Annotated in this window: 20 protein-coding genes and 2 tRNA genes; 8 read left to right on the top strand and 14 right to left on the bottom strand. The window is 64.3% G+C overall.

What is annotated here, in order from left to right; all coding sequences use genetic code 11:
- Window positions 1-26: 26 nt before the first annotated feature.
- From HCA61_RS15590 to HCA61_RS15580, 3 genes are read left to right on the top strand one after another with little or no spacing between them, the layout of a single operon-like run.
- Window positions 27-188, top strand: coding sequence for a hypothetical protein (locus tag HCA61_RS15590; protein ID WP_169689091.1), 162 nt, complete (start codon window positions 27-29; stop codon window positions 186-188).
- Between the two features lie 25 nt (window positions 189-213).
- Window positions 214-2,463 (top strand): heavy metal translocating P-type ATPase, encoded by a 2,250-nt coding sequence (locus HCA61_RS15585; RefSeq protein ID WP_169689090.1) that lies wholly within the window; start codon window positions 214-216, stop codon window positions 2,461-2,463.
- Window positions 2,464-2,511: 48 nt separating this feature from the next.
- Complete coding sequence (locus HCA61_RS15580; RefSeq protein ID WP_169689089.1) at window positions 2,512-2,859, top strand: metal-sensitive transcriptional regulator; 348 nt, start codon at window positions 2,512-2,514, stop codon at window positions 2,857-2,859.
- A 128-nt stretch (window positions 2,860-2,987) separates the two neighbouring features.
- Here HCA61_RS15580 and HCA61_RS15575 read toward each other — a convergent pair.
- The 14 genes from HCA61_RS15575 to dnaA all read right to left on the bottom strand — a co-directional run bounded on the left by HCA61_RS15575 (window position 2,988) and on the right by dnaA (window position 21,105).
- A tRNA-Ala gene (locus tag HCA61_RS15575) sits at window positions 2,988-3,060 on the bottom strand.
- Between the two features lie 138 nt (window positions 3,061-3,198).
- Window positions 3,199-3,272 (bottom strand) — tRNA-Ile (locus HCA61_RS15570).
- Between the two features lie 75 nt (window positions 3,273-3,347).
- Complete coding sequence (locus tag HCA61_RS26370) at window positions 3,348-4,532, bottom strand: DUF3566 domain-containing protein (protein WP_169689088.1); 1,185 nt, start codon at window positions 4,530-4,532, stop codon at window positions 3,348-3,350.
- Window positions 4,533-7,037 (bottom strand): DNA gyrase subunit A, encoded by a 2,505-nt coding sequence (gene gyrA, locus HCA61_RS15560; protein ID WP_169689087.1) that lies wholly within the window; start codon window positions 7,035-7,037, stop codon window positions 4,533-4,535.
- A 128-nt stretch (window positions 7,038-7,165) separates the two neighbouring features.
- A complete protein-coding gene (locus HCA61_RS15555; RefSeq protein WP_169689086.1) occupies window positions 7,166-7,990 on the bottom strand; it encodes an MHYT domain-containing protein in 825 nt (274 codons plus the stop codon).
- A 426-nt stretch (window positions 7,991-8,416) separates the two neighbouring features.
- Window positions 8,417-8,971 (bottom strand): ATP/GTP-binding protein, encoded by a 555-nt coding sequence (locus tag HCA61_RS15550; RefSeq protein ID WP_054715879.1) that lies wholly within the window; start codon window positions 8,969-8,971, stop codon window positions 8,417-8,419.
- Between the two features lie 13 nt (window positions 8,972-8,984).
- Window positions 8,985-9,359: a DUF742 domain-containing protein gene (locus tag HCA61_RS15545; RefSeq protein WP_054805600.1), complete on the bottom strand. Its 375-nt coding sequence runs from the start codon at window positions 9,357-9,359 to the stop codon at window positions 8,985-8,987.
- Window positions 9,360-9,372: 13 nt separating this feature from the next.
- Window positions 9,373-9,789: a roadblock/LC7 domain-containing protein gene (locus tag HCA61_RS15540; RefSeq protein WP_054805599.1), complete on the bottom strand. Its 417-nt coding sequence runs from the start codon at window positions 9,787-9,789 to the stop codon at window positions 9,373-9,375.
- Window positions 9,786-13,292 (bottom strand): ATP-binding protein, encoded by a 3,507-nt coding sequence (locus HCA61_RS15535; protein ID WP_169689085.1) that lies wholly within the window; start codon window positions 13,290-13,292, stop codon window positions 9,786-9,788. Before HCA61_RS15535 ends, HCA61_RS15540 begins: the two co-directional genes overlap by 4 nt.
- A gap of 383 nt (window positions 13,293-13,675) precedes the next feature.
- Window positions 13,676-15,712, bottom strand: coding sequence for a DNA topoisomerase (ATP-hydrolyzing) subunit B (gyrB, locus tag HCA61_RS15530; RefSeq protein ID WP_169689338.1), 2,037 nt, complete (start codon window positions 15,710-15,712; stop codon window positions 13,676-13,678).
- A gap of 206 nt (window positions 15,713-15,918) precedes the next feature.
- Window positions 15,919-16,476, bottom strand: a complete 558-nt coding sequence (locus HCA61_RS15525; RefSeq protein WP_169689084.1) for a DUF721 family protein — start codon at window positions 16,474-16,476, stop codon at window positions 15,919-15,921.
- The gene (recF, locus tag HCA61_RS15520) at window positions 16,466-17,701 is read right to left on the bottom strand and encodes a DNA replication/repair protein RecF (protein ID WP_169689083.1); all 1,236 of its coding nucleotides are present in this window, start codon (window positions 17,699-17,701) and stop codon (window positions 16,466-16,468) included. Before recF ends, HCA61_RS15525 begins: the two co-directional genes overlap by 11 nt.
- 25 nt (window positions 17,702-17,726) lie before the next feature.
- Window positions 17,727-18,911, bottom strand: coding sequence for a DNA polymerase III subunit beta (gene dnaN / locus HCA61_RS15515; protein WP_169689082.1), 1,185 nt, complete (start codon window positions 18,909-18,911; stop codon window positions 17,727-17,729).
- A gap of 544 nt (window positions 18,912-19,455) precedes the next feature.
- On the bottom strand, window positions 19,456-21,105 hold the full coding sequence (dnaA, locus tag HCA61_RS15510) for a chromosomal replication initiator protein DnaA (protein WP_169689081.1): 1,650 nt from the start codon (window positions 21,103-21,105) through the stop codon (window positions 19,456-19,458).
- Window positions 21,106-21,596: 491 nt separating this feature from the next.
- Here dnaA and rpmH point away from each other — a divergent pair, with 491 nt between their 5' ends.
- From rpmH to HCA61_RS15485, 5 genes are all read left to right on the top strand, one after another.
- Window positions 21,597-21,740, top strand: coding sequence for a 50S ribosomal protein L34 (rpmH, locus tag HCA61_RS15505; protein WP_040744549.1), 144 nt, complete (start codon window positions 21,597-21,599; stop codon window positions 21,738-21,740).
- Between the two features lie 21 nt (window positions 21,741-21,761).
- The gene (gene rnpA / locus HCA61_RS15500) at window positions 21,762-22,133 is read left to right on the top strand and encodes a ribonuclease P protein component (RefSeq protein ID WP_169689080.1); all 372 of its coding nucleotides are present in this window, start codon (window positions 21,762-21,764) and stop codon (window positions 22,131-22,133) included.
- Window positions 22,124-22,420 (top strand): membrane protein insertion efficiency factor YidD, encoded by a 297-nt coding sequence (yidD, locus tag HCA61_RS26845; RefSeq protein ID WP_169689079.1) that lies wholly within the window; start codon window positions 22,124-22,126, stop codon window positions 22,418-22,420. The genes rnpA and yidD overlap by 10 nt, the downstream gene beginning before the upstream one ends.
- 71 nt (window positions 22,421-22,491) lie before the next feature.
- Window positions 22,492-23,598, top strand: coding sequence for a membrane protein insertase YidC (gene yidC / locus HCA61_RS15490; protein ID WP_169689078.1), 1,107 nt, complete (start codon window positions 22,492-22,494; stop codon window positions 23,596-23,598).
- 22 nt (window positions 23,599-23,620) lie between these two features.
- Complete coding sequence (locus tag HCA61_RS15485) at window positions 23,621-24,163, top strand: protein jag (protein ID WP_169689077.1); 543 nt, start codon at window positions 23,621-23,623, stop codon at window positions 24,161-24,163.
- Window positions 24,164-24,212: the final 49 nt, after the last annotated feature.

Below are 24,212 nucleotides of genomic sequence, written 5' to 3'. Positions count from 1 at the left end.
CACCGACTCCGACAGGAAGTCCTCCGATGAAAACACCGACGAAGGTCGCCGGATTCATCCTCTCCTTGGTCGCAGTCTTCGCCCTCGCGTTCGGGGCCGGCACGCTGACCGGCCCCGAGAACACGAGCCACATCGATTCCCCGTCACTCCCCCCGACGACCACCACCGTCGACGAGCACGGACACTGACCACCGCATCCGAGAGGAGTACCGAATGAACTCCGTCGCCCGTCCGGCAGATGGTCGCGTCGAACTCGAGATCGGTGGCATGACCTGCGCGTCGTGCGCCAACCGAATCGAGCGCAAACTCAACAAACTCGACGGCGTCACAGCCACCGTCAACTACGCCACGGAGAAAGCGCGCGTCGACTACATCGGCGATGTGTCGCCCGCCGACCTCGTCGCCACCGTCGAGGCGGCCGGATACACCGCCGCGCTACCCTCGCCGCCCACTGCCGCTGGATCCGATCCCACCGCGGAGCCGGATCCGACCGCCGCGTTGCGGCAGCGACTGCTGGTCTCACTGACCCTCAGCATCCCGGTGATCGCGATGGCGATGGTTCCGGCTCTCCAGTTCCCGAACTGGCAGTGGCTGTCCCTGACCCTCGCCGCGCCCGTTGTCGTGTGGGGGGCCTGGCCGTTCCACAAGGCCGCCCTCACCAACCTCCGGCACGGCGCCGCCACGATGGACACCCTCGTCTCCGTCGGCACCCTCGCAGCGCTCGGCTGGTCTGTCTATGCCCTGTTCTGGGGCACCGCCGGCATCACCGGTATGACCCACCCGTTCGAGTTCACCATCGCCCGCACCGACGGCACTGGCAACATCTACCTCGAGGCTGCCGCCGGGGTCACGACCTTCATCCTCGCAGGCCGATACTTCGAGGCCCGATCCAAGCGCAATGCCGGTGCAGCGCTACGTGCGCTCCTCGAACTCGGCGCCAAAGAAGTTTCGGTACTCCGCAACGGTGAAGAGCAACGGGTACCCGTCGAGCAATTGTCCGTCGGCGACGAGTTCGTGGTCCGGCCCGGCGAGAAGATCGCCACCGACGGCATCGTCGTCGACGGCTCCTCCGCAGTCGATGCCTCGATGGTCACCGGCGAATCGGTACCGGCAGAAATCGGACCGGACGACCAGGTCATCGGCGCCACCGTCAACGTGGGCGGCCGAATCATCGTGCGCGCCAATCGCGTCGGATCCGATACCCAACTCGCGCAGATGGCCGCACTCGTCGAAGACGCTCAGACCGGCAAGGCCCAGGCACAACGGCTCGCGGACAGGATCTCGGGAGTCTTCGTCCCCATCGTGATCGCACTGTCGGTGGGAACCCTCGGGTTCTGGCTCGGTACCGGAGGCTCGGTCGCGGCAGCGTTCACTGCAGCCGTCGCCGTACTGATCATCGCCTGCCCGTGCGCGCTCGGTCTGGCGACACCGACCGCTCTGATGGTGGGCACCGGTCGCGGAGCTCAACTCGGCATCCTGATCGAGGGCCCGGAAGTCCTCGAATCGACCCGCCGGGTCGACACCGTCGTCCTCGACAAGACCGGCACCATCACCGCAGGCAAGATGACCCTGGTCGACGTGATCGCCGCGCCCGGTGAGGACACCGATGAGGTTCTGCGTCTGGCGGGAGCCCTGGAGGATTCCTCCGAACACCCCATCGCACAGGCCATCGCCAAGGGCGCCCGCGACAAGGTGGGCAGCCTGCCGCCGGTGGAACAGTTCGCGAACCTTGCGGGACTCGGCGTGCAAGGCACCGTGGGCGATCGTGCAGTGCTCATCGGACGCACGCGGCTGCTCGACGACTTCGCCCAACACCTGCCCGCCGAACTCGACGCCGCCATGAAGGCCGCAGAAGCCGACGGCAGAACCGCCGTCGCAATCGGCTGGGACGGCGCTGCGCGCGGAGTGCTGGTGGTCGCCGATGTCATCAAGCCCACCTCTGCCGAAGCGATCACCCAACTGCGCGACCTCGGTCTGACACCGATCATGCTGACCGGCGACAACACCGCCGCAGCCACGACCATCGCAGGTCAAGTGGGAATCGGCGAGGTCATCGCGGAGGTCCTGCCGTCCGAAAAGGTCGACGTCGTCAAACGCCTGCAGGAGCAGGGCAAGGTGGTCGCGATGGTCGGTGACGGGATCAACGACGCCGCCGCGCTCGCCCAGGCCGACCTCGGGCTCGCGATGGGCACCGGCACCGACGTCGCAATCGAAGCGAGCGATCTGACGCTCGTCCGAGGCGACCTACGCGCCGCAGCCGATGCGATCCGTCTCTCCCGCCGTACCCTCGGCACGATCAAGGGCAACTTGTTCTGGGCGTTCGCCTACAACGTGGCCGCGCTGCCACTGGCCGCGATGGGCCTGCTCAACCCGATGATCGCGGGCGCCGCAATGGCCTTTTCGTCGGTGTTCGTGGTCAGCAACAGTCTGCGACTTCGCCGATTCCGCTCCACCGCACGATAGGCATAATCGACGATGCGCCACATGCCGGCCGGATCCCAGGAGGACACAATGGCCACACCCACCCCAGCGGCCACCCCATCCGATGTTCCCGCAGCCGACTGCCATGAACACGCCGGACACGGATACATCACCGAGAAGGATGCCTACCTCAAACGACTCAAGCGCATCGAAGGCCAGGCCCGAGGACTACAGCGAATGGTCGAAGACGAGAAGTACTGCATCGACATCCTCACCCAGGTCTCGGCGATGACCAAGGCGCTACAGGCCGTCGCGATGGGTCTGCTCGAAGACCACATCAGTCATTGTGTGGTCGACGCCGCGGTCGCGGGCGGGCCCGAAGCGGACGCGAAGATCAAGGAAGCGACCGACGCCATCGCTCGGTTACTGCGATCCTGACCGGACACTTTCCTCCTGTTCCTCGGGTTTCCGCAGGTACACAACCAACGGAAACCCGAGGAGCAGGAGGAAGGTTCTCGTAAATGACCGAAGGGCGCTCCCGATTTCTCGGAAGCGCCCTTCGACTGTGGAGCCTAGGAGATTCGAACTCCTGACATCTGCCTTGCAAAGGCAGCGCTCTACCAACTGAGCTAAGGCCCCGTACGCCGGGTCACCGGCTGGGTACCTCGTGCCACTCATCCTCGCTCCGGAGCATCCGGACGATTCCGAAGACCACCAGAACTGCCGTTCCCACCGCGATGAGAACTTTCATTCTGCTGCCCCTTTCGGCACGGGGAGTGGGCCTAGGAGGACTTGAACCTCCGACCTCTTCGTTATCAGCGAAGCGCTCTAACCGCCTGAGCTATAGGCCCTCGAACCGAGATGGAACACTACCCCACCGACAGTCGAAGAACAAAATTGCTTCGATGGGGCAGCATTCCTGCAGGTCAGTCCGGGTCTGCCAGAGTGACCTGCACCCCGCCGACGAGGTCGCTGCAGAGGTTGTAGATGAACGCACCGAGCGTGGCAAGAGCGGTCATCAGAATCATGTTCGCGAGACCGATCACCGTCGCGTAGCCGAACACCTGACCGACGGTGATAAGTCCGTCACTTCCCGACTCCGAGACGAGGTCGGTGAAGGCACTGTTCAACCGATCCCACACGCCCATGCCCGCGAGCACGCCGTACAACAGACCGACCGCGATCATCCACACGAAGAACAGCGACAGGGAGATCAGAGCGGATACCTTCAGCATCGACCACGGATCGATGCGGCGCAGCTGGACAGTCGCCCTGAGCGCCTCACCCGCGGCAGGTGCCACGACGACGGGGCTCGCGTGCGGAGTTTCCGCCGCGGCGGGCGCCGCCGGCGTCGGGTGCTTGACGCTCGACAGATCCGGCAGGTCCTTCGCCAGATCCTTGCGCTCGATGTGCCGGGTCGGGCCGTCGATGACCGCCGACTTGGCTGCCGCGGCGCCCCGATCGGATCCCTGCGCGCCACCGGTCATGGAGGCGGCTGCCGTACCGGTGACGACCGGACGAGTAGGCGCGGCGCTGCCCTTCGCTGCGGGATTGCTCTTGGCGGGGGGATTGTTCTTGGCGGCAGGTTTACCCACGGCCGGCTGGGAGCCCGTCGCGGGACGCTGAGCGGCTCCTGACGGGCGATTTGCAGTCTTTCCCAGGCCGGGCCCGACCCCAGGGAGATTCGTCTGCGGAGTGTTCTGCTGCGGCGCCGCAGCACCCTGCTTGTCGGCCACAGGCTGCTGTCCACGCTGCCAAGGCGGTTTCTGACCCGCCGGACGCGGCGTCGGGCCCGAACGCTGTGCCTGTCGCGTCGCCTGCTCCTCGGCGGGAGCCGATTCCCCCTTGCCGGGGGTCGAGGCGGGCTCCGATGACTTGGCGGACTTCGGTGCCGGCCCGCTCGTGGATTCTGCCGCAGGCTTGTCACCGGGCTTCCCCGACTGAGCGGCCTCCGGCGTCACGTCGTCACCGGCAGACTTCGCCTGCCCGGACGCCTGCTTCTCAGCAGCTCGCCCGCTCGGGTCGGTCTCCACCTCGCGTCCGTTCCGGTCCTCGGGCTTCCGGGCGGATTTTCCCTGGTCGGATCCGTTCGGCCCCTGGGGAGTGCTCACTTACGACTCCTTCGATTCGGATGCGTCGATCTCCTCGGGCTCGTCGGCGTTGCGTGCGATCGCAAGCAACGTGTCGCCCTCGCCCAGGTTCATCAAACGCACACCCTTGGTCTGTCGGCCTGCCTTGCGTACCTGCTTGGCAGCAGTACGAATGACACCGCCGCCGGACGTGATGGCGTACAACTCGTCATCGTCCTCGACGATTCGTGCACCGACCAGGGTGCCACGTCGCTTGTCGTACTGGATGGTCAGAACACCCTTACCACCGCGCCCCTGGACGGGGTAGTCCTCCATCGGCGTGCGCTTCGCGTAGCCACCGGAAGTTGCAACCAGCAGGTACGTACCTTCCTTCACCACGTTCAGCGACAACAGCTTGTCCTCGCCGTTGAACCGCATGCCCTGCACACCGGAAGTCGCGCGACCCATCGGACGCAAGGCTTCGTCGGTCGCCGAGAAGCGGATAGACTGACCCAGCTCGGACACGAGCAGCAGATCGTCCTCGGACGAGCACAGCACGGCGCCCACCATCTCGTCCTCGTCGCGCAGGTTGATCGCAACGATGCCGCCCGAGCGGTTGGAGTCGAAATCCGAGAGGCGCGACTTCTTCACCAGTCCGTTGCGGGTCGCGAGGACCAGGTACGGCGCATCCTCGTACGTCTTGAGCCGGATCACACCCTGGATGCGCTCGTCCGGCTGGAATGCCAGCAGGTTCGCGACATGCTGGCCACGGGCCGTGCGGTTCGCTTCGGGAAGCTCGTATGCCTTCGCGCGGTAGACGCGGCCCTTGGTGGTGAAGAACAGCAACCAGTCGTGCGTCGACGTCACGAAGAAGTGTTTGACGATGTCGTCCTGCTTGAGGTCGGCACCCTTGACACCCTTGCCACCGCGCTTCTGCGACCGGTACAGGTCGGTGCGGGTGCGCTTGGCGTAGCCGGTTTCGGTGATCGTGACGACCACGTCCTCGCGGGCGATCAGGTCCTCGTCGGTCACGTCGCCGTCGGCGGGGACGATGCGGGTGCGACGCTCGTCGCCGTACTTCTCGACGACCTCCTTCAATTCGTCGCGGACGATCGCACGCTGCCGCTCGGGCTTGGCGAGGATGTCCTTGTAATCGTCGATCTCGCGTTCGATCTCGGCGAGGTCGTCGACGATCTTCTGACGTTCGAGAGCAGCGAGCCGACGCAACTGCATCGCCAGGATCGCATCGGCCTGGATCTCATCGACGTCGAGCAGATTCATCAGGCCGGCGCGAGCGATGTCGACGGTCTGTGACGCGCGGATCAGCTTGATGACCTCGTCGAGCGCATCGAGGGCCTTGACCAGGCCGCGCAGGATATGAGCGCGTTCCTCGGCCTTACGCAGCAGATACCGCGTCCGGCGGATGATGACCTCGATCTGGTGGTTGACGTACAACCGGATCATCTGATCGAGACGCAACGTGCGCGGCACCCCGTCGACAATCGACAACATGTTGCACCCGAAGCTCGTCTGCAACTGCGTGTGCTTGTACAGGTTGTTCAGCACGACCTTGGCGACGGCGTCGCGGCGGACCGTGACGACGATGCGCATGCCGATGCGGTCGGACGACTCGTCATGGATATCGGAGATACCCGCAATCTTCGCGTCGCGCACCTGCTCCGCGATGGAGGTGATCAGGTTGTCCGGGTTCACCATGTACGGCAGTTCGGTGATGACGATGAACGAACGGCCCTTGGAATCCTCTTCGATCTCCACGACGCCGCGCATCTTCACCGAACCGCGCCCGGTGGTGTAGGCATCATGGATGCCCTGCGAGCCCGTAATCAGGCCTGCAGTCGGGAAGTCGGGGCCCTTGATGCGCTCCATGACCGCCGCGAGTGTGGCTTCCTCATCGGCTTCGAAGTTCTCGAGTGCCCAGTAGATCGCTTCGGCGACCTCGCCCAGGTTGTGAGGCGGAATGTTGGTCGCCATACCGACCGCGATACCGCCCGAACCGTTGATCAACAGGTTGGGGATACGGCTGGGGAGAACCGTCGGTTCTTGCGTTCGACCGTCGTAGTTCGGCTGGAAATCGACCGTCTCGTGGTCGATTTCGCGCAACATCTCCATTGCGAGCGGCGTCAGGCGGCACTCGGTGTATCGCATGGCCGCGGCCCCGTCGTTTCCTCGGGAGCCGAAGTTGCCCTGCCCGTCGACGAGGGGGTACCGCAACGACCACGGCTGCGCGAGACGGACGAGCGTGTCGTAGATCGACGAGTCGCCGTGCGGGTGATAGTTGCCCATCGTCTCCGCGACTGCACGCGCAGATTTCACATAGCCCCGGTCGGGACGGAAGCCGTTGTCGAACATCGCATACAGCACGCGGCGGTGCACGGGCTTCAAACCGTCACGCACATCGGGGAGTGCGCGGCCCACGATCACGCTCATCGCGTAATCGATGTAGCTGTTCTGCATCTCCTGCTGGATGTCGACGGGCTCGATACGGTCGTGCCCCGCACCCTCCGGCGGCAACGTGATGTCGGTCATGAGCTCCTTCTTCTACTCGGCTCGAACGTCCGGTACGGGCTCACGCCCGGCGAACCTCTCGCAACCACCCGAGTCTATAGGTGCAGGTCAGCAACCGCCGCGAAGGACATCCACTTTCGGGCCACGCATCACGACATCTCGGACTTCACCCCGCGCGAATCCACCGATTCCGACCAGTCCGCGATCTGGAACTCACGAAGCATGTCGTCGTCGCTGGGAGCAGCCAGCAGCAAGATCACCAGAACCACGAGCACACCGAGCCCTACGATGAAGCCGGGAAACATCAGGGACATCACGGTCATGCCGCTTGGAGCCGGCGCCGCCGGATCGATGATCACCGACACGCCTGCCATACCGGTGTAGTGCAATGCCACCACCGCACAGGCCATCAACAACGCTGCAGGTACACGCATGAGCGAGCTCGCGACACGCTGCGACAATGCCAGCGCTACGAGGGAGGCCGCGACGCCGATCGCGACCGAGGCAGCAACGAAGGTCGTGTCCTGGACGAGTTCTCCTTGTACACGTACGGCGGCCATTCCGGTGTAGTGCATCGCGGCAGCAGCGCACCCCATGACACCACCGCCGACCACCAGACGGATCCACTGCGGGGCATTCGCCATCCAGGGCGCATCGTTACCGACGATGCTCAGGCCGAACCATGTCGCACCACCGGCGAGTACGACCGATACCAGTGTCTCGGCCAAGCCGTAACGCACAGAGGAACCGGGCACGGTGAACCCCATCATTCCGATGAAGTGCATCAACCAGATCCCGACGCTGCCGATCGAGATGCTCGCCAGCACCGTCCAGCGCATCCGGAGTGCCCGGGTAGGAGCGTGGTTTGCACGGTGCGCGCAGGACAGGCCGACATACGACCCGATCACCGATGTGAGCCAGGCCAGAACGAAGACCCACATTCCCATCGAGAAGTGGTGAAGTTCGTGCGACATATGTTCTCCAAGCTGAACAGCACACGACCCCACCAGCACGAGGAGGCATGCTGCACACGTGATTTCGATGCAACAGTGTCCCTGACAGCCGTCGGGGACATTACCCTGCGTTCATCGAAAACTGTTGTGCGAGAAGCTTGAAGGAGACACAGTCGGCAGTCCGAGCAGTCGAGCGGTGCAGGCGACACCGTTCTCACGAATGTGACCTGACACCCATCGATCGGGCACGCAGATCACCGCGGCATCCGCAACAGCCCGACCGACAAGACATTTCGTGATGATCAACCACCACACACGGACCCGTCGGCTGACGCAGTGCGCGCGTCGCGCGCACCCGTCACTCCGACGAACACCCCGATTGCCGAGGTGATGGTGGCCCGCGCCATCATCCGTACCGAATGATGATTGGCCGCGGGCCCGAATCTCCTACTGCGCCACCGGCTGATGCAACTTCCGGAGTGCGTATTCGGTGACGGTGACAAGTGCCTGCTTGGCCGATTCACGCGACCGAGCGTCGATCGAGACGATCGGCACCTCGGGCGAGATGGCCATGGCCTGGCGAATGTCTTCGAGAGGGTAGCGCGGTGCATCGTCGAACTCGTTGATCGCGACGATGAACGGAAGATTGCGCGCTTCGAAGAAGTCGACAGCGGCGAAGCTCTCGTCCAATCGACGGGTATCGATCAGCACGATCGCACCGATGGCACCGCGGATGAGGTCGTCCCACATGAACCAGAACCGATGCTGACCGGGCGTACCGAAGAGGTACAGCACGAGATCCTCGGCCAAACTGATTCGACCGAAGTCCATGGCCACGGTTGTGGTCGACTTCTGCGGCGTTGCGGCAAGGTTGTCGACGCCATCGCTGGCGTTGGTGACGAGCGCTTCTGTGCGGAGCGGAACGATCTCCGACACAGCCCCCACCAGCGTGGTCTTACCGACACCGAATCCGCCGGCGATCACGATCTTGGTCGAGGTCACGCGCTTCGTAGCGTTAGAGTTCGCGAAGTCCACTGAGGACCCTTTCAATCAGCTCACGACGCTCCGCGTCGCTCGAATCGTCTTTCAGCGTGGCCAGGATCTGTACATGCCCGGCTTCGACGAGGTCGGCGACGAGCACGCGTGCAACGCCGAGCGGCACACCCACCCTCGCCGCGATCTCGGCGACCGACGGGGACTCCTTGCACAGTTCCAAGATCGTGGCGTTGATGTTGTCCAGATCCCGAGCCCGGCTGTCTGTTCCCGGAATTGCCTGGATCAAGGCTTCCAACGCGAGTTCGACCGCAGGACTTGTGCGTCCCGAAGTCAGCGAGTACGGCCGGACCAGACTCGGCTGGTCCGGCACCGACTCCGGCTTGCGCGGTTCCATGGCCACCTCGACGTCAGGACCCCAGGCCGACCCGAGGCGTCGCCTCGACCGACGCACCCACCCGGTCGACCAGGAGCGCCATTTCGTAGCCGACCTGTCCGATATCGCATTCCGAAGCTGTGAGCGCAGCGAGGTGCGAACCGTCGCCGACACTCATGAGCAGCAAGTAGCCGTGCTGCATCTCGACGACGGACTGCAATACTCCGCCACCGTCGAACAACTGCGAAACCCCATTGGAGAGGCTCGCGAGTCCGGACGTCACCGCAGCGAGCTGCTCGGCACGGTCGACCGGAAGATGGGCACTGGCAGCCATGAGGAGACCGTCGGCCGACACGAGGACCGCATGCGAGACACCAGGGACTTCGCGCGCAAAGTTGGAAACCAACCAGTCCAATGGACGAGCTACATCGGATCCATGATCAATGTTCATCGAACTCCCTGTTCATTGTTCTCGCGATTACTTGTCGTCGCCGAGGCGCGCCCATTGCGGACACCCTGCTGGTGGCGACTGAGATTGGCCCGAATGGATTCCGGGTCACGACGTCGAAGCGCGCGCTGTTCTGCGGTCGCAGGTTCGCGCACGGCACCCGGGACGAGGCGTTCGCCCGGCGCACGGCGAGGCAGGCCGGAGGTGGTGTGTTCCTCCACAGGAACCTCCGCTGCACGTTGCGCGGCCTGCCATCCGGAGTCGGCCGCCGAATGCCATTCGCGCTTCCGCCGATCCTCGGGAAGGTTCGTCGGATCGACGAGCCAGTCCGACATCATGTCGGAGAAAATCGGGTTACCGGCCGCGGAGTGAGGTTTCGGCGAACCCACATCCGGCCGCGGCTGGAAGAACGACGCGGTCTTCGCGGAATTGGTGCGGTAACGATGCCGGGCCGCATTCTGCGCATCGCTCTGCTCCGATACCGAACCACCGTCGGCAATACTCGCCGGGCGGGCTGCGGACTGCGGGATTCGCGGCGACGTGCCCGGCTGCCGACGCGGCAGCCCGAACGCTCCACCACGACGATTCTCCGCGCTGGGCGGCGGACCTGCCTGCAGAGGCGCTACCGACGGAGTCGCACCGGGCCGACGCTGCGGCAGACCCGACGACGTGACCGCTGCCGGTCGCGCATCCGGCTCACTTCGGGTCGGCTGTGCGGTATGACCGTTCGACGTTGCCGATCCGTCCTGACTCTGCAGAGGCAGACCCGGCGTGGACCCCGGCCGACGCTGCGGCAGACCCGGTGTAGCGCCGGGATTTCGCTGCGGCAGACCCGATTCGGGTGCGTCCTGCGGAGGGCGCACCGCGCGCACGGGAACGCCGGGAGTTGCACCAGGGTGACGCTGAGGCAGACCTGAGCCCGAGGCCGGGGGGTTCCCTTGGGCCGGACGACGCTGAGGCAGACCGGATTCGCGGATCGGCGGGGCCGCGGGAACGGCGTGACTCGACGAATCCCGAGTCTCCTCGGCCTGGTTCAGCGATTCCTGAACCGGCGGATCCTGCTCGCGCTCCGGACTCTCGCGACGTCCGCTCTCGGTATTCGGATCCACGGGTGTGCGGTTGGCACGTGACGGGAGCGCCGAAGCGAATGCCGCCGCCGCATCGGGCTGGACCCGGCGCGGAGCCTGCTGTCCGTCCGGCTGCGGAAGTCCTGGAGTCGAACCGGGACTGCGCTGCGGAAGCCCCGGTGTCGAGCCCGGCTGACGCTGCGGCAGTCCTGGAGTCGAGCCCGGCTGACGCTGCGGCAGACCGGTCGGTGTCTGCTCGCGCGGCGGCTGCTGACGAGGCGGAGCTGTCGGAGCGGCGTGGGCTGCCGGAGCAGGGGGGAACGCCTGGGGCTGAGACTGCTGCGGCTGCTCCCGGTATCCGGGTTCCGACTGCGCGAACCCGGCCGGAGCGGTGTCCGGTCGACGGATCTCCGTGAGCTGATCGTCGACACGTGGGTCCTGACGAGCATCGGCGCGCACCGGAAGATACTCCGGAATCGGCTGCGAGTGTTCGCGGTCCGTCGAGGTCAGAGGAGCTTCCTGCTTCTGTTCGACGGAGATCTCCTCCGCCTCCCCGTCGATGACGGGCGCCGGCTGGGCCAGTGCCAGCGGCGACATGAGCAGAACGTCCGGAATGTGGACACTCGCGGTGATACCGGGATTACGAGCGGTGTCGAATGTCGGCCGCAGGCGCACGGTCAGGCCGTGGCGATCTGCAAGACGCGAGGTCACGAACAGACCCATGTGACGAGCAGTGTCCGGGCCTACCTCGCCACCCTGACGGAGACGATCGTTGATCAACTCGAGTTCATCGGACGGGATACCGATACCGCGGTCGGCGATCTCGACGAGCAGACCACCGTCGACGGCACGTGCAAAGCTGAACGTGACAGTGCTGTCGGGCGGGGAAGCGCGCAGGGCGTTGTCGACCAGTTCGGCGAGCAGATGAACGATGTCCGTCGCGACGGCACCACTGAGCGCACCGTCCGGCGTGGAACCGATCTCGACTCGCTGGTAGTCCTCTACCTCGGACATCGCCGCACGCAGGATGTCGCCGAGCTGAACCGGGGCGGACTGCCCGCGGCGCATGCGTGTCCCGGAGAGAATCAGGAGGTTGTCGCCGTTACGGCGCATACGTGCCGCAAGGTGATCGAGCTTGAACAAGCTCTCGAGACGGGACGGGTCCTTCTCTTCGAACTCGAGTCGCTCGATGAGCCCGAGCTGCTGTTCGACGAGCGACTTGCTTCGACGTGCGAGCGTCTCGAACATGTCGCTGATCTGCAAGCGGAGGTGGGCCTGCTCACCGGCGAGGCGCAGCGCCTGACCGTGCATGTCGTCGACGGCGCGGGCGAGCTGACCGATCTCCTCGGTCGTCTCGACCGGAACCCGTGTGAACTCGATGTCCTCGATGCTGTCGCCGACCTTGATCCGGTCGATGGCTTCGGGAAGTTCCTGCCGTGCAACCTTGAGGGTGCCGTACCGCAGACGACGGATCGGTCCCACCAGCGACCGCGACACGAGCAACGCGAGAACGAGAGCGACGAGCAGCGCCGCGAGCACGAATGCAGTATCTCTGAGTGCAGCAGAACGAGTTTCCGACGCGCGGTCGATCACAGTCTCACTGATCGCGTGGGAAGCTTCGTTGATGATGTTGGAGTAGACATCGACGCTGTGAAGCATCGATGCGCGCAGGTCCAACAACGGCAGCGGGCCCTGGCCTGCGGCCTCCACCATTGCGGTTCGTTCTTCGATACCGCTGCGCAGGTCGGCGATCTGTGAGTCGGCGAGGGGGTACGAGCGAGCAAGCAGATCGAGCATCGCGAGCTCGCCGCCGGACGCGGTGACCAGCGCAGTGCCCGAGGTTTCCGGGTTCTCGAGAATCTCGATGATGCCGAGGACCTGACCGAACAGGTAACGCTGCGAGTACCACGCATTGATCAGGCGAGTCCCGTGGCCGAGGACCTCCGGGTCGTCGATCTGGTCGAGAATCGCCTCGACGATCCGGTTGAGGCTGTCGCGAACCTCGTTGTAAGTCTTGGCCATCTGTGCGACGGGGACGGGGCCGGCCTGCATCTGCCCGTAGAGGGTCTCTGCGGCGGCGATCGTCTGGGTGAGGTCTGCAGTGATGGCAGGATCGAAATCGGGGTTTTCGGCAAGAGGCTTGATTTTTTCGAATGATTCCCGGAGGGCATCGAGGTCCTCCGGTGTCGCCGTGCCGGACGCATTGATAGCGGTAGAGGTTGCGAACGCAGTCGAGAAGTCGACGATATCGGGCACTGCCACGACCTGGTCCGCAGCGGACGAGAAATGGATCGCGTTGCTGAGTTCCGCTTGGACGCGAAGTCCGCCGAGGACCATCGCCACTATTACAGGAACGGCGAGGACAGCGGTGACCTTCCTGCGAAGACCCCACCCCTCGATGCTCCACCACCGCTGCCGGCGCGGTGACTCGTCACTCATGGATTACAGCTCTCCTTCCAACCCGTTCGCGCCGGGCGACGAGCATTCGCAACCAACCCACTCGACCGGTGAGCGTGATTTTCCCTGGAATGCAGTCGAACGAGACGTTTCTGGGTGAGGGCACCATATCGGGACATACAAGGGATATGGAAGACGGGATTCCACATACGCCCGATGATTCCCTTCATGGCCCTGTTCGGCGACCACGCATACGAATGGCCGTTAGGAGTGTACTCATGAGTAACCGCTGAATGTAAGCGGCTTTCGTCCGAAATGAGAGTATCAGTAGGGCCTGCGACATGAGTTATCACACATCGCAGGCCCTACCGGGGGTGACACACCGGAACGTGAGGCAAACCACGCCGCCTCCACATCCGCAAGGATCAGACGTCGAGGAAGCGCACATCCTTCGCATTGCGAGTGATGAAACTGCGCCGAGCCTCCACGTCCTCACCCATGAGCACGCTGAACAACTCGTCGGCTGCAGCCGCGTCGTCGAGGGTGACCTGACGCAGGATGCGCACGGTCGGATCCATCGTGGTCTCCCACAGTTCCTTGGCGTTCATTTCGCCGAGACCCTTGTAGCGCTGAATGCCGTCGTCCTTGTTGATCTTCTTGCCTGCGGCGAGGCCCGCTTCGAGAAGTCCGTCGCGCTCACGGTCCGAATAGGCGAACTCGGCGTCGGCGCGCTGCCACTTGAGCTTGTACAGCGGCGGCTGCGCCAGGTAGACGTGACCGTGCTCGACGAGCGGGCGCATGAAGCGGAACAGCAACGTGAGCAGCAACGTCGCGATGTGCTGCCCGTCGACGTCGGCGTCGGCCATCAGCACGATCTTGTGGTAGCGCAGTTTCGCGATGTCGAACTCTTCGTGAATGCCCGTGCCGAACGCCGTGATGATGGACTGCACTTCGGCGTTCTTCAGCACACGGTCGATACGTGCCTTCTCGACGTTGATGATCTTTCCGCGCAGCGGAAGGATCGCCTGGTACATCGAGTCGCGGCCCGACTTCGCCGAACCACCTGCGGAGTCACCCTCCACGATGTAGATCTCACACTTGCTCGGGTCCTTCGAGCGGCAATCAGCAAGCTTGCCGGGCAGGCCGCCGATATCGGTGGCGCTCTTACGACGCACCAGCTCACGTGCCTTGCGCGCGGCCACACGGGCCTGAGCCGACGACACGGCCTTGGTCACGATCGTCTTCGCATCGGCCGGATTGGCCTCGAGCCAGTGCGAAATGTTTTCGTTGCACGCCTTCTGCACGAACGACTTGACCTCGGTATTGCCGAGTTTCGTCTTCGTCTGGCCCTCGAACTGCGGCTCAGCGACCTTCACCGAGATGATCGCGGCCAGGCCCTCGCGGATGTCGTCACCGGTGAGGTTCGGGTCCTTGTCCTTGAGGAGCTTCTTCTCTTTCGCATACCGATTGACCACGCTCGTGAGCGCCGCACGGAACCCTTCCTCGTGCGTACCACCCTCGTGGGTGTTGATGGTGTTGGCAAAGGTGTGGACGGATTCGGAGTAACCCGAGTTCCACTGCATCGCGAGCTCGAGCTCGTGACCGGTGCCCTTTGCGGTGAAGCCCACCACCGAGTTGTGGATCGGCGTCTTGGTGCGGTTGATGTGGCGGACGTAGTCCTCTAGACCACCCGGGTAGTGGTAGACCCGCGTCTTGGTCTTCTGCACGACAGGCTCGGAAGCCTCCGCTGCCTCGTCCTCGGCACTCTTCGGGGCTTCGGCAGTCTCGGCGACGACCTCGTCGGTGATCTCTTCGGGGAGAACCCGCTCGTCGGTGAGCGTGATCGTCAGGCCCTTGTTGAGGAACGCCATCTCCTGCAGGCGCCGCGAAACGGTCTCGAAGTTGTACTGCGTGGTCTCGAAGATGTCGTCGTCAGCGAAGAACCGCACAGTGGTTCCGGTGCGCTTGGTCGCTTCGCCCCTGATCAGCTCCCCGGGCTTCGAGTTCGTGTAGGTCTGTTCCCAGTGGTATCCATCGACATCGATCTCCACCTCGAGCTTGGTGGACAGGGCGTTGACGACAGAGATACCGACGCCGTGCAGACCACCCGACACCGCGTATGCATCGGAGTCGAACTTGCCACCTGCGTGGAGCTGGGTGAGCACGACCTCGACTGTGGGCGCACCCGACGCGTGCATACCGACCGGGATGCCACGGCCGTCGTCGACGACCTCGACACCACCGTCCTCGAGAAGGGTCACCTCCACCTTGGAGGCATAACCCGCCATCGCCTCGTCGACCGAGTTGTCGACGACCTCCCAGATGAGGTGGTGAAGACCACGCTCGCCCGTGGAGCCGATGTACATGCCGGGACGCTTACGAACCGCCTCGAGGCCCTCGAGGACGGTGATGGAAGACGCACCGTAGTCACTTTTGTTCTTGTTCGACTTCTCGGCAGCCACGGGTGGGTAGCTCTCCTTTTCCGCCTCGGCCTCGCGCACATGCGCGCGGCGCATTCTTGTCCATTCTACTTGGCGTTGGCCCATATGCCCCCGGCGACACAGAGCGCGCTTGCCGCACCGCTGACGTCCACACAGTCGGCACGGCGCAGACCGGTGAAAGTGAATTCCTACATCGCCGCTATTTCGGCGCTCGCGCGGAGCCCCGGCTAACCGTAGGTGTCGCGGGGGCCGCGGCCGTGGATGTGCCGTTCACCCTTGCGCCAGCTCGGCGCGGTAGGACCGGTGATCCGCAGTTCCTTGACCACACCGTGCCCCACGGACGCCGCAACCTTCGCGAGTATCTGCGATTGGATCATCCGCAGCTGCGTCGCCCAAGCGGTCGACTCTGCCGAGACATGGAGGATCCCGTCGCGCAACGTCGTAGGCTTCGCATGCGCGGCGATGTCCTCGCCCACGACCCGCGCCCAACTGCCCAGCACCGTGCCCTCGGATACATGCGCCGACCAGCCACGCTGCTTCGCGATCGCCCCGGTCAACGCACCCAGTCGCTGAGGATCCCGGTCGTCGGGGCCAGGACCCGACCATCCCCGCTTGCGACGTCGCGGACGCACCCTTCCACTCGAGGCACGCCCTTGCCCGACCGATTTGCCACTGGCCTTCGCAGCTGCTCGAGCTTCCTCGAGGGCGCGCCGTGCCAGATCCACACCACGCAGTTCAGGTTCGGGTCCGTTGTCCTTCGATCCGGCAGCCTCGTCATCCGTCATCGGTTACCTCCCCCACCGATTCTCCTCGTTGCACGGCACCCAGCACCGAGATACGGCCGTGCTCGGTGTCCTCCGCGTGCACCGGGAACCGTGCACCCGCCAGCTCGGACGGTACGTCCTCGGGTACGGCCGCGGTGATGAGGACCTGTTCCGCCGTTGCCGCGACCGCCGCGAGCGCAGCTCGGCGACGACGGTCGAGCTCGGCGAACACGTCATCGAGCATCAGGACCGGATCCGTACCCTCCGACCGGAGCAGAGCGAATGCGCCCAGCCGCAGCGACAGAGCGAACGACCAGGATTCGCCATGGCTCGCATACCCTTTCGCCGGCTGATCACCGAGCGCCAACTCGAGGTCGTCCCGATGAGGACCGACCAGGCACACGCCCCGTTCGATCTCCTTGGAACGCATCGCCGACAGCCTCTGCAGAAACGCGCCTTCGATCAGTCCCAGGTCGTCGTGCTCGGGTACTCGCGCGGGATCAGCAAACTCTGCGGGCAGTGCGTCGCCGAGACTGCTCCGGTACCGCAAGGCCGCCGGACGTGATTCCGGTGCGATGGACCGGTAGGACTCGACCACATGGGGCTCGAGGTCGTGCAGCAGCGCGATTCGCGCCGCCAGCAACTCCGCCCCGTGTGCCGCCAGGTGCCCGTCCCATACGTCGAGCGTCGCCAGCGCGCTCGCGCCATCGCTCGAGCGCGCGCCCTTTCGAAGTGCCCCGCCGGCCGTCTTGAGCAACGCGGAACGCTGACGCAGAACTTTGTCGTAGTCGGCGCGCACCCCACCGAGACGCGGAAACCGCGTGGTGAGCAACTCGTCGAGAAACCGCCGACGGTCGCCCGGGTCGCCACGGACCAGCGACAGATCCTCAGGTGCGAACAACACCGTCCTGAGGATCCCGACGATCTCTCTCGGTCGCCTGGCCGGCGACTGGTTGATTCGGGCCCGATTGACCTTGCCGTCGTTGATCTCGATGTCGATTCCGAGTTCACGGCCACCGTTGACGACCACGGCACCCACGAACGCTCGTGCGGTCCCAGCGCGCAACAGAGGGGAATCGGAGGACACACGATGCGATGACAGACCCGACAGGTACCCGAGCGCTTCGATCAGATTGGTCTTACCGTGTCCGTTGGGCCCGACGAAAACGGTTGGGCCGGGGGCCAAATCGGCCGCCGCGGTCTTCCATGAACGAAAATCGCGCAGCGCGAACGTGCGAACGTACACGGTCCGTTCACTTTCTGCTCGCCGGTCAGCCCGGCAGGCGCACCGGCATCAGGAGGTAGGTGTAGGCGCTGTCGGGGGCAGCGAACGTGCCCGACTCGTCGGGCACCGGCTCCTCATCGGTAGCGGGGCGCAGCACGGCCGGACGGCTCGACGTGGTGAAGCCGAAGGACACCTTGTCGGTGTGCAACGACGTCAGACCGTCGAGCAGATATCCCGGGTTGAATGCGATGACCATCGGCTCGCCGTGGAACTCGGCCGGGTGCGATTCCTCGGCGCGCCCTGCATCGTCGCCACCGGCCGAGAGCAACACGCTGCCCTCGCTGAACTCGAGGCGGACCTGCGCTCCGCGTTCGGCGACGAGCGCAACACGCTTGATCGCCTCGACCAGCGGTGCGATCTCGACCGTGGCCATCGCGGTGTGTTCGCTCGGGAGCAGCTGACGGAACTTGGGGAACTCGGCGTCGAGAAGCCGCGTTGTGGTGCGGCGGCCGTCGGCGACGATGCCGAGCAGACCGTCAGCCCCAACCGAGGAGCCACTGCCCAGTGCCAGCTGGACCACCGGACTCGATGCTCCACCAACTGTTTTCGCGGCTTCGGACAGAGTCTTCGCGGGCACCAGCACTGCCGAGCTGGTGCTTTCGCCGGTGGGCATCCACTCGAGCTTGCGCACCGCGAGCCGGAAACGGTCGGTGGCCGCGAGCACCATGTCGGTGCCCTCGATCTCGACTCGGATGCCGGTGAGCATCGGAAGGGTGTCGTCCTTGCCGGCCGCAACCGCGACCTGGCCGATGGCCTCGGCGAACAGATCTCCGGACAGGGCACCCGTCTGCTGGGGGAGCTCGGGAAGCTGCGGGTAGTCCTCGACGGGCATCGTCGGCAGGGAGAACTTGGCGCTACCGCAGGTGATGAGCACGCGGGTGCCGTCGAGGACGACATCCACAGGCTTGTTGGGGAGCGCACGGGTGATGTCGGCGAGCAACTTGCCTGAGACGAGCACCTGGCCCGGTGTGATGACCTCGGCCGGGACGTGAACCTGCGCGGAGACCTCGTAGTCGAAGCCCGAGACGGTCAGGCCCTGCTCTTCGGCTCCGAGAAGTACTCCACCGAGCACCGGAACCGGTGGGCGCGACGGGAGGCTTCGTGCCACCCATGCGACAGAGTCGGCGAAGTCCTCGCGAGCAACACGAAACTTCATGCTTCCAAGCTCCATCGCCCGGGGGATCCTCTCTCGATCGTGGTCATCGACAAGTCTTACGAGTCTGACACACGGCCCCGACTCCTTCGCTCGGCGTCGGGGATGCGGCTCCACGGTAGGCCCTCGAGCGCTGCTTGGAAAGCCGGACCTCGTTGCGAGGACACGACTCTCGAGGGCCTGTGGACTCGAGGGATCCACACACCTGTTTTGAAAGAGTATTTCTGAGAAGAACTCACAGAAGTAGTAATAGGTCCTGTGGAATCTGTGGACGAACCACCGTCTACGCTGGTGGCGAGGCCTTCTCGAGGCGCTCGACTCGAGGATGAACTCGAGGAATTCTCGAGGATGAATGTGGACACCTCGAGACTGTTCTACTTCTGTCCACCGTTCGTCCACAAAGATCCCACGTTCTGCACACCCTTGTCCACAAGTGTGAGTGGGTCTGTTTTCTCGAGATCCGGGATGGAATCGAGGGTTGCCCACAGGCTGTGGACAGAAAAAATCGGAAGCGCCCGGTGTGGCGCTTCCGATTCTCGGATGGTCCTGCAGTGGGTCTCGGCTACCGCTTCGAGCGCTGCTTGATGCGGGCTGTGAGCTCCTGGACCTGGTCGTAGATCTTGCGTCGCTCGGCCATCTCCTTGCGAATCTTCTTGTCCGCGTACATCACTGTGGTGTGGTCGCGCCCGAAGGTCTGGCCGATCTTCGGCAGCGACAGATCGGTGAGTTCACGGCACAGGTACATCGCGATCTGCCTGGCCTGGGCCAACGGACGTGCTTTACCCGGCCCGCACAGATCGTCGATCGAGATGCCGAAGTACTCGGCGCAGACCGCCATGATCGTCGAGGCGTTGATCTCGAGTGCCGTCGAATCGGGCATCAGATCGCGAAGCACCACTTCGGCGAGGGTCAGGTCCAGCGGCTGCCTGTTGAGGGACGCGAACGCCGTGACCCGGATGAGTGCCCCCTCGAGTTCACGGATGTTGCGTTCGATCCGGCTCGCGATGAGCTCGAGCACATCGTGCGGCACATCGAGCCCGTCCATCCGCGCCTTCTTGCTGAGGATGGCGATGCGCGTCTCGAGTTCGGGTGGCTGAACATCGGTGATCAGACCCCACTCGAACCGGGTGCGCAGCCGCTCCTCGAGCGTGGCCAACTGCTTGGGCGGTCGGTCCGAGGAGACCACGATCTGCTTGTTCGCATTGTGGAGGGTGTTGAACGTGTGGAAGAACTCCTCCTGGATTCCTTCCTTGCCTTCGATGAACTGGATGTCGTCGACGAGGAGGATGTCTGTCTCGCGGTAGCGGCGTTTGAACGCGACCTTCCGGTCGTCGCGCAGGCTGTTGATGAAGTCGTTCGTGAACTCTTCCGTGGAGACGTACTTCACCCGCATTCCGGGAAAGAGTCGCTGTGCATAATGCCCCGCGGCGTGCAGGAGATGCGTCTTGCCCAGGCCGGACGCACCCCAGATGAACAGCGGGTTGTACGCGCGGGCGGGAGCTTCGGCGATCGCCACGGCTGCGGCGTGCGCAAATCGGTTCGACGCACCGATGACGAAAGTGTCGAAGGTGTATTTCGCGTTGAGACTGCTGCTCCCGATCGCCGGCGTTTCCGGAGGCGGCGGCTGAGTGAAGTAGGACGGCCAGGACTCACGTACCGCGGTGAGCGCTTCGTGATCGTCGTCGACCTCGTCGACGTCTCCGTGATCGGGTTCGAAGGGCTCGTGGTCGTAGCCGGGTCCGAAACGGCGAGGGTGGAGGCTCCTGCCGTCGACCGCAGGCATTGCGTCGCGGGGAGTGCGCCGTTCGCGGGTTTCGGTGTCGCGACGTGCCGTTTCGCGGGATCTGACCTCACGCGAAGTGGGTTCGGTCGGAAGTCCCTCGAGAGGCAATGTGTCGCGAGGTTCGGCGTAGGGATCCTCTGCGGGGTCGTCGACCCGTTCGCGAGGTTCGACTCGGACGCCGAGTCCTTCTACTCCCTGTCCGAGATTGCGGTTGAGTACCCGCAGGATGGGCTCGCGCAGATCACGCTCGATCGATTGCTGCGCCAGCGTGGACGGTACCGACAGCAGCGCGAAACCCTGGGCCAGGGTGATGGGTTTGACGAGGTTGAGCCATGCCTTCTGGCTCTTCGACAATCCACCGTTGTCCACGGTGAGCTCGGAAACGACGTCCGCCCACACATCGGCAAGCGCGTTAGGCTCGTCGTTCACGAAGCTTCCTCCCACAGAGTCGACCGGATTTCCACATGATTATCCACAGGTGTGGACAACCAGGGGGAACGGCCCGGTCCGGGTGGGGATTCGATGTGCAAGCTGTGTATCAGCGCCAGTTGTGTACAGGGTGCAACCGCAATTGTCATCGGCGACGCCGGCTGCGGTGGCCTGTCGTGAACCCAGTGTGGCACACGGCCCGCAGGGCGACAGTGATCCCCCTCGACGCCATGGTCGACACCCTACCTCACAGTGACTGCAGTCACAGGTCGTCTCGGGGAAGGTTCTGCGGAATTCGGATCGGCGTGTCGAGTTGCGTGAGCCGACGGCTCGCGGTTTGATTTCGCGCCCGGACCCGAGTAGCCTCGAACAGTCACTCGTACTGCAGTGGCTGGTCTGTGCTGTGTCACTACGCGCGGGCCATGCGAAATTCCGTAAACGTTGGACCAATGGCGCCTCCTGGTGCCGCAGATTATCGAGGAGTGTTGACCGTGGCCAAGGGCAAGCGGACGTTCCAGCCGAACAACCGACGCCGCGCGCGCGTTCACGGCTTCCGTCTCCGGATGCGGACCCGTGCGGGCCGCGCCATCGTGACGGCGCGTCGCCGTAAGGGCCGCGCTTCCCTCACCGCCTGATCCTGTAACCGGGAGCTCGGGGTGTTACCTGAGCCGTATCGACTGCGGCGCCGTTCGGATTTCTCCGAAGCTGTGCGCCGTGGTCGTCGTCAGGGGCGTCGAGATCTCGTTGTGCACGCGCTTTCGCGGGAGCAGCCGGATTTCGTCGTGAGTGGTGTCGGCGGTCCTCGTTTCGGACTCGTCGTGAGTAAGGCTGTCGGGCCGGCGGTGATTCGACATCGAGTCGCGCGCCGGCTTCGTCATATCTGCGTGGAGCTGGTCGAGTCGATTCCCGAAGGCACCGATGTGGTGTTGCGCGCCTTGCCGGGCGCGGCTACCGCCGAATCCCGCGATCTCGAGCGGCAAGTCCGCTCGGGACTGATACGTCTCGGGATTCTCGAGGAATGCCGGTGAACGCGCCCGGGTGGAGTGCTGCGCTGCGGTCGGTCCGCACTGCGCCGGCTCGGGCGTTGATCTTCTGCATCGAGCTCTATCGCGTCTATGTGTCGCCGACTCGGATGCCGACCTGCCGATTCTTTCCTACCTGCAGCGAATATGCCGTCGACGCGCTACGGATGCGGGGTGTCGTCGTGGGTTCTGCACTGACGGCTGTGAGACTGCTCAAGTGTGGACCCTGGCACCCTGGCGGTTGGGATCCGGTGCCGGAGCGCCGACACCGACCTTCCCCAGCGGGAACCTGAGCGGCGCCTGAAGACCTGAGACCGACGCCGTTGCGTGGCGATCATGGACGACCAGAGGAGTACCAAGAGCCGTGCTCGACTTCATCTACTATCCCGTGTCCTGGATCCTGTGGGTCTGGCACAAAGCCTTCTCCTTCGTGTTGGCGCCCGACAGCGGACTGACCTGGGCGCTCTCCGTGGTGTTCCTCGTCTTCACGCTGCGCGTCATCCTGTACAAGCCCTTCGTGAAGCAGGTCCGCACGACGCGCCAGATGCAGGAACTGCAGCCGCAGATCAAGGCGTTGCAGAAGAAGTATTCGAACGACCGCCAGCGTCAAGCGCTCGAGATGCAGAAGCTGCAGAAGGAACACGGCTTCAACCCCCTGATGGGTTGCCTGCCGATGTTGCTGCAGGTGCCCGTGTTCATCGGTCTGTTCCACGTGCTCCGCTCGTTCAACCGCACAGGGACGGGGCTCGGTCAGCTCGGACTGTCACCCGAGGAGAACGCACAGCTCGGCAACTACGCCTTCAGCCCTGAGGACGTGCAGTCCTTCCTCAGCGCACGTATCTTCAACGCGCCGATCTCCTCGTGGATCACTCAGCCGGTGGCGTCACTTCAGGCCTTCACCGTCGACGGTGGAGACCTTCCGTCCCGCTGGGACATCGCGATGGTGGCGGTCCCGCTCATGGTGATCGCGGGTATTGCCACGCACTTCAACTCGCGTGCTTCGGTGGCCAGGCAGAGCGCTCAAGCCGCAGCCGCACCTCAGGCTGCCATCATGAACAAGCTGGCCCTGTACGTGTTCCCCCTGGGTGTGCTCGTCGGTGGCCCGTTCCTGCCCATCGCGATCCTTCTCTACTGGGTGAGCAACAACGTCTGGACCTACGGTCAGCAGCACATCGTCTTCCGGCGGATCGACAGCGAGGAAGAAGCGAAGCGTGAGGCGGCGCTTGCGCGCCGGAACGAGAATGCACCCAAGCCGGGGGCACGGCCGACCAAGAACAAGAAGAAGGGCGGCGGAGCTGCCGCACCGGTGGCTGCCGAATCTCCGTCCGAGGATTCATCGAGCAACGATGACACTGCACAGGCCCCGGATGTGTCGCTGAAGAAGACCGATCCCCAGAGCGGAAAGACTTCCGGCGGGAGTGCGCCGAAGCCTGGCAGCCGTCCCAAGAACTCCAAGCGCAAGCGGCGCTGATCGAAGTAGAAGAGAGCTGAATATGGCCAGTGACCTGGACAAGGCACAGGAGGACCTCGAGGTGACCACCGAGCCGCGGGATGCAGAACTCGACGTGGATGATGACGATGATCTGATCGAAGAGGGCGAGATCGCCGGCGACTACCTCGAACAGTTGCTCGACGTACTCGACTTCGACGGCGACATCGATCTGGATGTCGAGGGCGACCGTGCGGTGGTCAGCATCGACGGGGGCAAGGATCTGTCCAAGCTCGTGGGACGGAGCGGCGAGGTTCTGGACGCGCTCCAGGAACTCACGCGACTGGCAGTTCAGCAGGCCACCGGTGAACGAAGCAAGCTGATGCTCGATGTTGCCGGCTGGCGCGCGGGCAAACGGTCCGAACTGAGCGCTCTCGGTACATCGGCCGCCAAGCGGGTTCTGGAGTCGGGTGAGCGCGAGGAATTGACCCCGATGACGCCGTTCGAGCGCAAGATCGTGCACGACGCCGTTGCTCAGATCGACGGCGTGTCCAGCGAGAGCGAGGGCGCTGAGCCCAACCGGCGAGTCGTGATCATCCGAGATTGATCGACAGTTGATTCGAAGAGGAGCCCGGCCGGCCCGGGCTCCTCTTTTC

The organism is Rhodococcus sp. HNM0563 (assembly GCF_012726195.1).
GTDB lineage: Bacteria > Actinomycetota > Actinomycetes > Mycobacteriales > Mycobacteriaceae > Rhodococcus.
Note: the sequence above shows the minus strand (reverse complement) of the source record. Positions and strands in the feature narration are given on the sequence as shown.

What these genes read in the sequence shown, in the direction of transcription:
- HCA61_RS15555 (WP_169689086.1), bottom strand. Translation starts at nt 7,990, where the DNA reads ATGTCGCACGAACTTCACCACTTCTCGATGGGAATGTGGGTCTTCGTT.
- HCA61_RS15485 (WP_169689077.1), top strand. Translation starts at nt 23,621, where the DNA reads ATGGCCAGTGACCTGGACAAGGCACAGGAGGACCTCGAGGTGACCACC.
- gyrA (WP_169689087.1), bottom strand. Translation starts at nt 7,037, where the DNA reads ATGACCGACATCACGTTGCCGCCGGAGGGTGCGGGGCACGACCGTATC.
- HCA61_RS15590 (WP_169689091.1), top strand. Translation starts at nt 27, where the DNA reads ATGAAAACACCGACGAAGGTCGCCGGATTCATCCTCTCCTTGGTCGCA.
- HCA61_RS15580 (WP_169689089.1), top strand. Translation starts at nt 2,512, where the DNA reads ATGGCCACACCCACCCCAGCGGCCACCCCATCCGATGTTCCCGCAGCC.
- HCA61_RS15540 (WP_054805599.1), bottom strand. Translation starts at nt 9,789, where the DNA reads ATGAACATTGATCATGGATCCGATGTAGCTCGTCCATTGGACTGGTTG.
- HCA61_RS15525 (WP_169689084.1), bottom strand. Translation starts at nt 16,476, where the DNA reads ATGACGGATGACGAGGCTGCCGGATCGAAGGACAACGGACCCGAACCT.
- HCA61_RS15585 (WP_169689090.1), top strand. Translation starts at nt 214, where the DNA reads ATGAACTCCGTCGCCCGTCCGGCAGATGGTCGCGTCGAACTCGAGATC.
- HCA61_RS15545 (WP_054805600.1), bottom strand. Translation starts at nt 9,359, where the DNA reads ATGGAACCGCGCAAGCCGGAGTCGGTGCCGGACCAGCCGAGTCTGGTC.
- yidD (WP_169689079.1), top strand. Translation starts at nt 22,124, where the DNA reads ATGCCGGTGAACGCGCCCGGGTGGAGTGCTGCGCTGCGGTCGGTCCGC.
- HCA61_RS15535 (WP_169689085.1), bottom strand. Translation starts at nt 13,292, where the DNA reads ATGAGTGACGAGTCACCGCGCCGGCAGCGGTGGTGGAGCATCGAGGGG.
- dnaN (WP_169689082.1), bottom strand. Translation starts at nt 18,911, where the DNA reads ATGGAGCTTGGAAGCATGAAGTTTCGTGTTGCTCGCGAGGACTTCGCC.